Below are 10,682 nucleotides of genomic sequence, written 5' to 3'. Positions count from 1 at the left end.
CGCGCCGCGCCAGAAAAATCGCCTTGTTTTGAGGATGGCCGTATCCCTCACACCCCCCCTTCATCGACCAGCGTCATCATGACCGCGACCGGAGGACCAAGAGATGTGTGATTACATTGATTGGACTTTTCAGGCGCTCCAACTGGCGGTGGCAATTGCCACACTGATCACCGCCAGCCGGAGTAAATGAAAAGAAGGGGAGGGCCGAAAAGCCCTTCCCGACCCCTCCAAAATAGACAGATGGTGCGGCCAAATCAAGGCCGCACCCCATCAACGGAAAAGGAAACCCATGTCAGGACTGTATCTGGCGATGCAAATCGCCACACTGGCCACGCAAATCGCAATCCTTGTGATCCTGCTGCGCCGAAAATGACAGGGGCGGGCCAAACGGCCCGCCCTTTTTCTGTCAGAACAACGAAAAGCCTCCGCCATTGAGTGCGGGGGCGATGCAACCCCGTCTGGCCCGCATCCCGTTAGGCCCGCCGCGCCACACGTTGACGGGCGCGGCTTAACTGCTAATGTGCGGCCACTGCCCGGCAGTATTATTGACCCGCCGCGTTTTCGGCGCGGTTGGCAAGCGCCTCGGCGCACCACATCACCCCGGCGGCCACGGCTGCCGGGGCTTTGTTTAGGCGCAGAACAGCAGTTCGACCTCGATTCCGTTTTCATCCATCATCGCAGCAGCGGTGTGGGCCGCGATCTGGAACGGGCCGAGGAATCCACCCGCTGCCTTTCCGCGCCCCGGCCAGTGTGGCCAGTCTTGGCGCAGCTGATCGAGGTCGCGGTAAACGTAAATCGCGGCCTCCCCCGCCTCGACCCTTGCAACCAACTCATCCGTGATCGTCTCAAGGTCATCTTGGATATCTTCCAGCGCCTCAAGCACATCAGCCGGACAGGGCCGTGTCCCGGACATGATGTGCTGGGCCATACGGGGGCCGGACCAACCGCCGATTTCGGTCAGGTCGCTGGCTGTCAGGCCAAGGGCGCGGATCAGGCAAGCCGCGAAAGCGTCGTTATTCATGTTAGCTCTCTGTGTTGACGGGTGCGGCGAACATTCGATAATCTGCCCAGCACACCCCGGCAGTGTTATTAAGCCGCCGTATCCACGGGGCGCGGTTGGCAAGCGCATCGGCGCACCACATCACCCCGGTGGCTACGGCTGCCGGGGCTTTTAGCGGCTTACCCACAGCTTGCCGCCGGTGAGCGAGATCACCCCGTTAATCCCGCGCTGCTCCCACATTTCCAACGGTCGCCAAAAGCCGTTTGGTAGGTCGTCAGCGTTGGTCTCCTCAACCGGCCCGTATTCGGTGGCGCGGGCCTTGAACGCCTCGGCGCTCTCTGCGGTCTTGAAGCCGATGAAGCCGGGGGTCTTGCCGCCCGTGTATTTGACGATGTGAGGGCGGCGGGCCAGATCGGCGCGGGTCAGGTCGTTTTGCATCTGTTCAGCCTTTCAGTTCTTCGATGTAGTGCGAGGCGCGGGCTTTGCTCAGCGACTCCCCATCCCAACGCTGATTGTTTTTCCCGGCCCGAACGATCAGGGCCGCGAGGTATTTAATCTGCTTATCCGACGCCGGGTCAACGCAGTGCATCGCGGCCTGACGCAGACCAGCGGCGATTTCACCTTCGCTAGCGGGGGCTTCGGCTTCGGCCTTGCGGCCCCACTTGCTGCGCTGCATCTGGATGCCGTCGCAATGCAGGAGCGCGATCATGTCGGCGTCCATGCCCGATTGCGCGTAATGCGCCCGGCTGGATTCGCAGAGGGCTTTGAAGGCTTTCAGGTCGATGTTCAGCATTTTCAGTCTCCGGTGAGAGGCGCGGCCCTTTGCCGTCTGCCTATGAATACAACATAAGTTCGTTTTGCGAACCGCGCAAGCCCTGATTTGCGTTCAGGTCGTTTTTTTTTAGGCCCGCCCCTCATCAATCAGCGTCATGAGGGCGCGCAGGTCGCGCTCATAGGCGATATCATCACCCGCCAAAGCGCGAGCCAGTGTGGCGCGGCTGCGGCCCGTCGCCTCGGCTAGCCCCTCATAGGTAAGGCCCCGGCGCTGTTTCCAGTCAGCCAAGACCTGAGCAAAGGGGCGCTTGTCATCAATCGGTGTCATTATATGCCTCCCTCGCCCAATCGACTAATCCACTGGTAAAACTGTCGAATTCCTGCTCACTCATTACAACATGCCGCCGAACGTCAGATGCGCCCCGCGCCCACCCCTCGGCGCGGCTCACGGTGATCTCCAAGCCGCCGAGTTGACAGCATCTAACAACGTCGCGTTTGTGGAGCCGGTGGCTGGCTCTGATCCGCCTATAATGTTTGTTCCAATCGGTCATTCTTTGTCGTCGATAAAAAGAGCGAGTTCCTCCGCGCGGTAGGGGTCCACGCGATATTTTGCGGCCTGACCTGCGTGATGCCTGTCAATTTCTGCGCAGGCCAATTCCCCCCAGAACTCCCAATCCGCCTGTCGATAAAGCCACCGCCCCACACGGCAGCCGTGAATTGGCAAATGGTCACTGGCGACAACCGCGTATGTTGGCTTCAGATTTGCGTGCGCAAGCCAGTGGAAATTTATTCTATCCCCCCGCTTCATCTGACCCGGCCCCTGATTGATGCCGGACCTGCTGCGTGCAACCACGCGACCGCGTTCAAACAGCAGGTAAAAACCCCGATACCGGATCGTCTCAAATGACGCCTCAAGCCCAGCGGCAGACGCCGCGCGGCGGTCTATAAAATTGGGTTTCGCAGAGAAAATGTTCAATGTCGACACCGCCACGGGTTTATGTTCGGCAATCGGCAACGCCCCGTCAACCTCATGGAGGTCGATCGCATCGCCCCACCGCAGTTGTGGCAGATAGGCGTCGGAATAGGCGCGCACTGCGTTAACGACCTGCGGCCAACTCGGGCGCGGGCCGATTGTGTCCCTCAAAACGGACAGGCAGAATTTTTCCCCGTGCAGACTGACCGAGATCAGCCCGCCGCCCGAAGCGTCGAGCAGCGCGGCCCAATCGTCAGCATTGCGGCAGTCTGCGGTCGCGTGGGGCTGGATTGACCAGCCCCTTGTGATGGAGATTTGCATGTGATCAATCTGCCATGAGATCGGCGAGATATTCGCGGATCGCGGCCATGCCAGCGGCTGCGTCGCCTTTATTGACCCCCTCCCAGATAATTTCATTCAGTGCCGAAACCGCGACACGGAAATCGCGGGACTCAGCGCCCACGTCTCCGCCGACGAACATTTCAACGCCCATGGCGCGGTTGGTCAGGTCGCGCAGCTCTTGATGAGCGCCTTCGATGACACCGAGGTCAATTTCAGCGTCATTCCCGTGGCCGGTCAGTGCCTCGGCGATCAAAACAAAGCAGGGCGCATATCCCGGCTCTGGCAGATAATTCGCCATGATCCGACGCGCAGTCGCGGTTTTGATCATGGTCAGGACGGTTTCAGCGGGGTTGCTCATTTTGTGTTCCTCTCGCGTGTGCGGTGGTTTTCAATAATTCATAAATAGTCTCAAAATGAGACTGACACAAGCAAAAAATGCAGCCAGACTGATTTTTTTTCCCGCCCTTTTTCTGTCAGAACAACGAAAAGCCTCCGCCATTGAGTGCGGGGGCGATGCAATCCCGAGTTGTTCAGCGTCTGTGCGCCCCGCCGCGAAATCGCCCGCCGTCCCGTTTGGCCTGCATCCCGTTAGGCCCGCCGATTCATCCCGTTAGGCCCGCCGCGCCACAGATCCTTGGCAAACCCGTGGTGCTGTTTGGGCAAAGCGATTACCACCACATCGCCCTAAACACCGCCCAGATGGGACCGGATAACGCGATGCGCGCGGCCCCGGATCACCGGCCCGATTATGCGGGCTATCTGGATTGGTTTCTGCGCCGCACCAGTCTGGACATGATGGCGGGCAATGCCGATCAACGCCTGCTAGGCGCGATGCGACAGGGCGGCTGGCCAGTCTGAGGTCGCGCCATGAGTATTTATGCACAGAAGAAGCCCGGGCGTGGCGCCTTGTTTCGTCTGTGTCTTGGTGACGACACAACAGACGCCCTTTCCCTTGGGCGCGCGGGCGGCTAGTCTGCGGGTATGCGTTGGACCGTGCCAAATATCCTGACCCTGATGCGGCTGATCGCGGCGCCTGCCGTGCCGTTGATGTTTTTGTATTTCCAGCGGCCTTGGGCCGATTGGGCGGCGCTTGCGCTGTTTTTGCTGGCGGCGATCACGGACTGGTTCGACGGCTACCTTGCGCGCGCATGGCAACAAGAAAGCCGCTTCGGCGCCGCCATGGACCCGATCGCGGACAAGGCCATGGTGGTTATCGCCTTGGTCGTTATCGCCGGATATTCGGGGATGAATCCCTGGCTGATCCTGCCCGTGACGGTGATCCTGTTCCGCGAAGTGTTCGTGTCCGGCCTGCGCGAATTTTTAGGCGAAAAATCGCGGCTGCTGGCGGTAACCAAGGCCGCGAAATGGAAAACCACCCTGCAAATGGTGGCGATTGCGGTGCTGTTTCTGGGAACGGGGCTGCATTATGTCGAACTGGGCCAGCCGCCGCGTGTGGGGGAAAACGGGCTGATCTGGTCGGGCAGCTGGGCGGCGGTCGCCACGCATACCGGGCTGGTGCTGATCTGGGGCGCGGCGGTGCTGACGGCATGGACCGGGTGGGATTATTTCGCCAAAGCGCGGCCCTATCTGCGGGGCTGATGGCATAAACGACCGCCAAGGATTCGCGGGACCGATGGGCTTCTTCTGTGCAAAAATACTCATCCAAGGGTGCGGCCTGTGATTCGGGTCGGTGAATCCGAACGCGGGCGCGCCTTGGCGGCGCTGCGTGACGCGCCCGCGCCGATTTTTCTGCAATCCAATCTGGCGCAGCATGGCCTGGCGGGCGATCACCCCCATGCGCTGCATTTGTGGCGGAACGCGGATTTCACGGCCTTTGCCGGATTAACCGTCAGCGGAGTTTTGATGCCGCAAATGGCGGGGGCCAGCGACGCCGATTGGCGCGGGCTGGCAGAGGCGCTGAGCGGGCGCGCCATCAGCGGCATGAACGGCGATGCGGCGCAATTGCTGCGGTTGATGGACCTGCTGGCGCTGCATGACGCGCCGGTGCAGATGCAGAAAACCGAACCGGGCTTTGATCTGGCGCTGTCGGATTTGATTGTGCCGGATATGGCGGGGCTGCGGCTGATCCCGGCCCGTGCCGACCTGCGGGATATGCTGATCGACTGGCGAAGCACCTATCTGACCGAGGTTCAGAACCAGCCCGCCGACACCGCGCTGACCCGCGCGGCGGGGGATATTGACCTGTATCTGGCCGCAGGCAGCCACCGGGTGTTGTATCACCACGATCAACCCGTCGCGCTGACCGGGTTTAACGCCGAACTGCCGCATCAGGTGCAGATTGGCGGCGTGTTTACCCCGCATGCGCTGCGGGGGCGGGGCTATGCCCGTGCCGCCGTGGCCGCGCATCTGGTGCAGGCGCGCGACCGAGGCGTGACGCGCGCCAATCTGTTTGCCGCCAATGACGCCGCCGCGCGGGCCTATGTCGCGATTGGGTTTCGCCCCGCCGCGCCGGTGCGGCTGGTCATCTTCGCCACCCCGCAGGTGCCGTAATGCGCCCCGAAATCCAGATCTGGCTGCGCCGCCATGCCGAGGCCCTGATCTGCGCCAGCATCTTTGGCTTTGGGGTCTGGATCGGGCTGCGCGGCGGGTTGTTCTTTGGCACGATTGGGATTGCGGTGGCACTGGTCGGGCTGGCGCTGCTGATCGGGGCGCTGCGGCGGCTGGCCTTTCGCCGCGCCATTGCCGCCCCCGGCGTGGTGGAACTGGTCGAGGGCGCGATCCGCTATTACGGCGCGACCTTTACCGGCGGCGAAATCCCGGTGCGCGAACTGACCCAGATTGATTTGATGGATTGGCATGGTCATGCGCATTGGCGGCTGCATTGCGCAAACGGGATTCTGATTATTCCCGTGGACGCGGCCGGGGCGGCGGTGCTGGCCGATGCGTTCACCGCGCTGCCGGGGGTGGATATGGGCGCGGTTGCCGCCGCCTTGGACGCGCCCGAACCGGGCGCGATGCGCATCCTTTGGCGTAAGGGCGGCGAAGCGCGCTTGACTTAGCCGCCCGCGATTGTCACCTGTCAGTTGGATCAAACTGAAAGGCCGCCCGTTATGTCGATTCCCCAACAGGGCGGTGGCCCCATTGAAAGCCGCGACCAACTGGCCGCCTATATCGCCAGCGGGGAAAAGCCGCGCGAGGCGTGGCGCATTGGCACCGAACACGAAAAATTCGGCTATGACACGGCGCAGCATCTGCCCTTGCCGTATGAAGGTGACACGTCGATCACCGCGATGCTGACGGGTCTGCGCGATCGGTTTGGATGGTCGCCCGTGACCGAGCAGGGCAAGCTGATCGGGCTGGAACGGAACGGCGCGAATATCAGTCTGGAACCCGGCGGGCAGTTGGAACTGTCGGGCGCGCCCCTGGAAACCATTCACCAAACCTGCGACGAGGTGAACCAGCACCTGACCGAGGTGAAGGCCGTTGCAAACGACATTGGCGCGGGCTTTATCGGTTTGGGTGCCGCGCCGATCTGGTCGCAGGATCAGATGCCGATGATGCCCAAGGGGCGTTACGCGTTGATGACCCCCTATATGCAGTCGGTCGGCACGCTGGGAACCCAGATGATGTATCGCACCTGCACGGTTCAGGTGAATCTGGATTTCGCATCCGAAGCCGACATGGTGCAGAAATTGCGGGTTGCCTTGGCCCTGCAACCCGTGGCGACGGCGCTGTTCGCCAATTCGCCGTTTCTGGATAACCAGCCCAACGGGATGAAGTCATGGCGCGCCCATATCTGGCAAAATCTGGACGCCGCGCGCACGGGGATGCTGCCTTTCGTCTTTGATGAGGGGTTTGGCTATGACGCGTGGGTGGACTATGTTCTGGATGTGCCGATGTATTTCGTTTATCGCGACGGTAAATATATCAATGCGTTAGGTCAGTCGTTCCGCGATTTCCTGCGCGGCGAACTGCCGGCGCTTCCGGGCGAGATTCCTACCCTGTCGGATTGGGCCGACCATATGACCACCGTGTTCCCCGAAGCGCGGGTTAAGAAATACATCGAAATGCGCGGGGCGGATGGTGGGCCGTGGCGGCGTCTCTGCGCTTTGCCCGCGCTGTGGGTCGGGTTGACCTATGACCAGACCGCATTGGACGCGGCATGGGATCTGGTGCGCGGATGGGACGCCGAAACGCGCGACGCGCTGCGCGTGGGGGCAGGCCGCGACGGTCTGGCCGCGCAGGTGGGCCGCATCAAGATGCACGATCTGGCGCGCGAGGTGTTGGCGATTGCCGAAACCGGCCTGAAAAACCGCGCCTGTCCCGGCGCGGGCGGGCTGGTGCCGGATGAGACGCATTTCCTGAACGCGCTGAAGGAAAGCGTGGATAGCGGGCAGGTGCCTGCCGATGAATTGCTGGCCAAATATCGCGGCGAATGGGCGGGGGATTTGTCGCGGATTTATGGGGAATATTCGTATTGAATGAGTGGTTCTGGGGGATGGCGCCGGGGGCCAGCCCCCGGGCCCCCGGGATATTTGGGCCAAGATGAAAGGGCGGTTGTTTTTTGTTTTGGCCGGGCTAGGCTGATGGAAAACGGGGGGAGTGATGCGCGAGCGGATTCAGGCCAGTTTCGACCAGCAAAGTTTTATGACCAGCATTGGTGCGCGTCTGACCGATGTGGCGCAGGGGCGTGTCACCATTGAATGCACCGCCGGGCCGGGGTTTTCGCAGCAACAGGGCTTTGCACATGCGGCACTGACCTTTGCCATCGGGGACAGCGCGGCGGGCTATGCCGCGCTGACCGTCGCGCCGCCGGATCATGAGGTTCTGACATCGGAAATCAAAATCAACCTGTTGGCTCCGGCCAAGGGTCATCTGATCGCCGAAGGTCGCGTGATCAAACCGGGGCGGCGGCTGATCGTGGTGGCGTCCGATGTCTGGGCCGTGGGCGATGATGGCGCGCGCATTCATGTGGCGATGATGCAGGGGACGATTGTTCCGGTTGCGGTAAAGGGCTGAAAAAGGGCAGGGGCGGCGCTGATCGTCCCTTTTCTTTGGGCAATAGTTCGACTATTCTCGAATTATCGAAAGGTTTGGTCTATGTCCGAAGATTCTGTCATCATCGCCCTGAACGCGCTGGGTCAGCCGATGCGGCTGCGGGCCTTTCGTTTGCTGGTGGCTGCGGGGCCGAATGGGTTGGTCGCGGGGCAGATTGCCGAACGGCTGGGCGTTTTGCCGAACACGCTGTCGTCGAACCTGTCCACCCTGTCCGCCGCCGGGTTGATCCATGGCGCGCGGGATGGGCGACAGATCCGATACACCGCCGATTTGTCCGCGTTGCAACGGATGCTGGACTGGCTGATCCGCGATTGCTGCGGCGGGCATCCCGAAATCTGTGCGCCGCTGATGACCACCTTATCATCCACCCCGCAGGAGCCTGCCATGACCGCGCCGTTCAACATCCTGTTTCTCTGCACCGGCAATTCCGCCCGGTCTCTGATCGCCGAGGCGATTGTGAACGCCGACCCCTCGGGGCGGTTCCGCGCGTTTTCCGCCGGGTCGCAGCCGACGGGCCAGCCGAACCCCCACGCCCTGCAATTGCTGGAGCGGCACGGATACGACACCGCCCCCCTTCGATCCAAAAGCTGGGATGAGTTCGCCGGCCCCGACGCGCCGCCGATGGATTTTGTGTTCACCGTTTGCGACAATGCGGCGGGTGAAACCTGTCCCATCTGGCCGGGGCATCCCGTCACCGCGCATTGGGGCGTTCCCGATCCGGCGGCTGTGACCGGCAATGACGCCGAAATCGCCGCCGCCTTCAACGAAACGCATCGCATCTTTGCCACGCGTCTGGCGAATGTCATGGCGCTGCCCTTGGCGACGCTGGAACGCGATTCGCTGGTCCGTGAATTGCGCGACATTGCGGAGCGTCATGCATGAGTTCGCCTCTGGGGGCGTTTGAACGCTGGCTGTCGGTGTGGGTCGGTGGCGCCATGGTGGCGGGGCTGGCCTTGGGCAATGTCGCGCCGGGGCTGGCCCGTGCCGTGGCGGGGGCCGAATTTGCCAGCATCAATCTGATCGTGGCTGTGCTGATCTGGGCGATGGTCTATCCGATGATGATTGCGGTTGATTTCGGCGCGCTGCGGGATGTTGCCCGCCAGCCGCGCGGCTTGCTGATTACGATTGTGGTGAATTGGTTGATCAAGCCCTTTACCATGGCCGCGCTGGCCGTGCTGTTTTTCGATTACGTTTTCGCGCCGTGGATCGAACCGGCGGATGCGGCGCAGTATATCGCCGGGCTGATCCTGCTGGGGGCTGCGCCCTGCACGGCGATGGTGTTCGTCTGGTCGCAACTGACGCGCGGGGATGAAACCTATACGCTGGTGCAGGTGTCGGTGAATGACGCGATTATGATTGTCGCCTTTGCGCCCATCGTCGCGCTGCTGTTGGGGGTGACGGAAATCGCTGTGCCGTGGGAAACGCTGGTGCTGGCGACGGTGCTGTATGTGGCGCTGCCGCTGGCGGCGGGGCAGGTGACGCGCGCGGTTCTGCGTGGACGCACGGGGGACTTTACCGCGCGGATTAAACCCTTTTCGATCATCGGCTTGCTGCTGACCGTGGTGATCCTGTTCGCGCTGCAAGGCCGGGTGATTATCGACCGCCCCCTGATCATCGCGCTGATCGCGGTGCCGATCATCATTCAAAGCTATGGCATCTTTGCGATTGCCTATGGCGCGGCCCATGCGCTGCGGGTGCCGCATAAAATCGCCGCGCCTTGTGCGCTGATCGGCACGTCGAACTTCTTTGAACTGGCGGTTGCGGTGGCGATCAGCCTGTTCGGGCTGAATTCCGGCGCGGCTTTGGCCACGGTCGTTGGCGTGCTGGTCGAAGTGCCGGTGATGCTGTCGCTGGTGGCCTTTGCCAATCGCACGCGGGGGCGGTTCCCGGCATAAGGCTTTCCCCCCCGGCGCGCGCGTGGTAACGCGGGCAAAACCACACGACCCGAGGCCATGATGGACGATCTGACCCCCACCCGCCAGCACTGGCTGGACCGCATCAATTCTGCCGCTGATCCCGCCGCGATCGAGGATGTGCGCCTTGCCGCGCTGGGCAAAAAGGGCGAAATCAGCCTGAAGATGCGCGAATTGGGCAAGATGACGCCCGAGGAACGCCAGACCACCGGCCGCGCTCTGAACGAATTGCGCGACGAAATCGACGCGGCGCTGCGGGCGCGCAAACTGGCGCTAGATGACGCGGCGCTGAACGAACGGCTGGCGGGGGAATGGCTGGATGTGACCATGCCGGGGCGTCCGCGCGCGCAGGGCACCATCCACCCGATCAGCCAAGTGACCGAAGAAGTCACCGCGATCTTTGCCGATATGGGCTTTGCCGTGGCCGAGGGGCCGCAGGTCGAATCCGATTGGTATAATTTCGACGCGCTGAACATCGCGCCCGAACATCCCGCGCGTCAGGAACATGACACGTTCTTTATGCACCGCGCCCCCGGCGACGACCGCCCCCCGCATGTGCTGCGCACCCATACCAGCCCGGTGCAAATCCGCGCGATGCAGGACCACGGCGCGCCGATCCGCGTGATCGCGCCGGGCCGCGTCTATCGCATGGACATGGACC

At 62.2% G+C, this 10,682-nt stretch carries 14 protein-coding genes and 1 pseudogene; 9 read left to right on the top strand and 6 right to left on the bottom strand.

Features of this window, described 5'->3' with window-relative positions:
* Positions 1-628 precede the first annotated feature (628 nt).
* The 6 genes from Q4G20_RS13450 to Q4G20_RS13425 form a co-directional block, all read right to left on the bottom strand.
* Complete coding sequence (locus tag Q4G20_RS13450) at positions 629-1,021, bottom strand: hypothetical protein (RefSeq protein ID WP_303343968.1); 393 nt, start codon at positions 1,019-1,021, stop codon at positions 629-631.
* Positions 1,022-1,171: 150 nt separating this feature from the next.
* Positions 1,172-1,438 carry a hypothetical protein gene (locus Q4G20_RS13445; RefSeq protein ID WP_303343967.1) on the bottom strand — a complete coding sequence of 89 codons (267 nt, stop codon included), beginning with the start codon at positions 1,436-1,438 and terminating at the stop codon, positions 1,172-1,174.
* A gap of 4 nt (positions 1,439-1,442) precedes the next feature.
* On the bottom strand, positions 1,443-1,793 hold the full coding sequence (locus Q4G20_RS13440) for a hypothetical protein (RefSeq protein ID WP_303343966.1): 351 nt from the start codon (positions 1,791-1,793) through the stop codon (positions 1,443-1,445).
* 108 nt (positions 1,794-1,901) lie between these two features.
* Positions 1,902-2,102: a helix-turn-helix domain-containing protein gene (locus tag Q4G20_RS13435; protein ID WP_303343965.1), complete on the bottom strand. Its 201-nt coding sequence runs from the start codon at positions 2,100-2,102 to the stop codon at positions 1,902-1,904.
* Positions 2,103-2,321: 219 nt separating this feature from the next.
* The gene (locus Q4G20_RS13430; protein WP_303343964.1) at positions 2,322-3,068 is read right to left on the bottom strand and encodes a hypothetical protein; all 747 of its coding nucleotides are present in this window, start codon (positions 3,066-3,068) and stop codon (positions 2,322-2,324) included.
* A gap of 4 nt (positions 3,069-3,072) precedes the next feature.
* Positions 3,073-3,447: a hypothetical protein gene (locus Q4G20_RS13425; protein WP_303343963.1), complete on the bottom strand. Its 375-nt coding sequence runs from the start codon at positions 3,445-3,447 to the stop codon at positions 3,073-3,075.
* 359 nt (positions 3,448-3,806) lie between these two features.
* Between Q4G20_RS13425 and Q4G20_RS13420 the strand changes: the two genes are divergently transcribed.
* The 9 genes and pseudogenes from Q4G20_RS13420 to Q4G20_RS13380 form a co-directional block, all read left to right on the top strand.
* Complete coding sequence (locus Q4G20_RS13420; protein WP_303343962.1) at positions 3,807-3,947, top strand: hypothetical protein; 141 nt, start codon at positions 3,807-3,809, stop codon at positions 3,945-3,947.
* A 123-nt stretch (positions 3,948-4,070) separates the two neighbouring features.
* Positions 4,071-4,688, top strand: coding sequence for a CDP-diacylglycerol--glycerol-3-phosphate 3-phosphatidyltransferase (gene pgsA, locus Q4G20_RS13415; RefSeq protein ID WP_303343961.1), 618 nt, complete (start codon positions 4,071-4,073; stop codon positions 4,686-4,688).
* Between the two features lie 78 nt (positions 4,689-4,766).
* On the top strand, positions 4,767-5,600 hold the full coding sequence (locus tag Q4G20_RS13410; RefSeq protein WP_303343960.1) for a GNAT family N-acetyltransferase: 834 nt from the start codon (positions 4,767-4,769) through the stop codon (positions 5,598-5,600).
* Positions 5,600-6,109, top strand: coding sequence for a hypothetical protein (locus Q4G20_RS13405; protein WP_303343959.1), 510 nt, complete (start codon positions 5,600-5,602; stop codon positions 6,107-6,109). The genes Q4G20_RS13410 and Q4G20_RS13405 overlap by 1 nt, the downstream gene beginning before the upstream one ends.
* A gap of 51 nt (positions 6,110-6,160) precedes the next feature.
* Positions 6,161-7,531, top strand: coding sequence for a glutamate--cysteine ligase (locus Q4G20_RS13400; protein WP_303343958.1), 1,371 nt, complete (start codon positions 6,161-6,163; stop codon positions 7,529-7,531).
* A 124-nt stretch (positions 7,532-7,655) separates the two neighbouring features.
* On the top strand, positions 7,656-8,069 hold the full coding sequence (locus Q4G20_RS13395; RefSeq protein ID WP_303343957.1) for a PaaI family thioesterase: 414 nt from the start codon (positions 7,656-7,658) through the stop codon (positions 8,067-8,069).
* 81 nt (positions 8,070-8,150) lie between these two features.
* Positions 8,151-8,990, top strand: coding sequence for a helix-turn-helix domain-containing protein (locus tag Q4G20_RS13390; protein ID WP_303343956.1), 840 nt, complete (start codon positions 8,151-8,153; stop codon positions 8,988-8,990).
* The gene (gene arsB / locus Q4G20_RS13385; protein ID WP_303343955.1) at positions 8,987-10,003 is read left to right on the top strand and encodes an ACR3 family arsenite efflux transporter; all 1,017 of its coding nucleotides are present in this window, start codon (positions 8,987-8,989) and stop codon (positions 10,001-10,003) included. Before Q4G20_RS13390 ends, arsB begins: the two co-directional genes overlap by 4 nt.
* Before the next feature lie 60 nt (positions 10,004-10,063).
* Positions 10,064-10,682: pseudogene (locus Q4G20_RS13380) on the top strand (phenylalanine--tRNA ligase subunit alpha); the annotation flags it as partial.

It is taken from the genome of Paracoccus sp. (in: a-proteobacteria) (assembly GCF_030538495.1).
Taxonomy (GTDB): domain Bacteria; phylum Pseudomonadota; class Alphaproteobacteria; order Rhodobacterales; family Rhodobacteraceae; genus Paracoccus.
The sequence above is the reverse complement of the archived record's forward strand: the minus strand, read 5'-3'. Positions and strand labels throughout refer to the sequence as shown.

Coding starts and splice junctions, on each gene's coding strand:
- Q4G20_RS13450 (WP_303343968.1), bottom strand. CDS start 1,021: ATGAATAACGACGCTTTCGCGGCTTGCCTGATCCGCGCCCTTGGCCTG.
- Q4G20_RS13445 (WP_303343967.1), bottom strand. CDS start 1,438: ATGCAAAACGACCTGACCCGCGCCGATCTGGCCCGCCGCCCTCACATC.
- Q4G20_RS13440 (WP_303343966.1), bottom strand. CDS start 1,793: ATGCTGAACATCGACCTGAAAGCCTTCAAAGCCCTCTGCGAATCCAGC.
- Q4G20_RS13435 (WP_303343965.1), bottom strand. CDS start 2,102: ATGACACCGATTGATGACAAGCGCCCCTTTGCTCAGGTCTTGGCTGAC.
- Q4G20_RS13430 (WP_303343964.1), bottom strand. CDS start 3,068: ATGCAAATCTCCATCACAAGGGGCTGGTCAATCCAGCCCCACGCGACC.
- Q4G20_RS13425 (WP_303343963.1), bottom strand. CDS start 3,447: ATGAGCAACCCCGCTGAAACCGTCCTGACCATGATCAAAACCGCGACT.
- Q4G20_RS13420 (WP_303343962.1), top strand. CDS start 3,807: ATGCGCGCGGCCCCGGATCACCGGCCCGATTATGCGGGCTATCTGGAT.
- pgsA (WP_303343961.1), top strand. CDS start 4,071: ATGCGTTGGACCGTGCCAAATATCCTGACCCTGATGCGGCTGATCGCG.
- Q4G20_RS13405 (WP_303343959.1), top strand. CDS start 5,600: ATGCGCCCCGAAATCCAGATCTGGCTGCGCCGCCATGCCGAGGCCCTG.
- Q4G20_RS13400 (WP_303343958.1), top strand. CDS start 6,161: ATGTCGATTCCCCAACAGGGCGGTGGCCCCATTGAAAGCCGCGACCAA.
- Q4G20_RS13395 (WP_303343957.1), top strand. CDS start 7,656: ATGCGCGAGCGGATTCAGGCCAGTTTCGACCAGCAAAGTTTTATGACC.
- Q4G20_RS13390 (WP_303343956.1), top strand. CDS start 8,151: ATGTCCGAAGATTCTGTCATCATCGCCCTGAACGCGCTGGGTCAGCCG.
- arsB (WP_303343955.1), top strand. CDS start 8,987: ATGAGTTCGCCTCTGGGGGCGTTTGAACGCTGGCTGTCGGTGTGGGTC.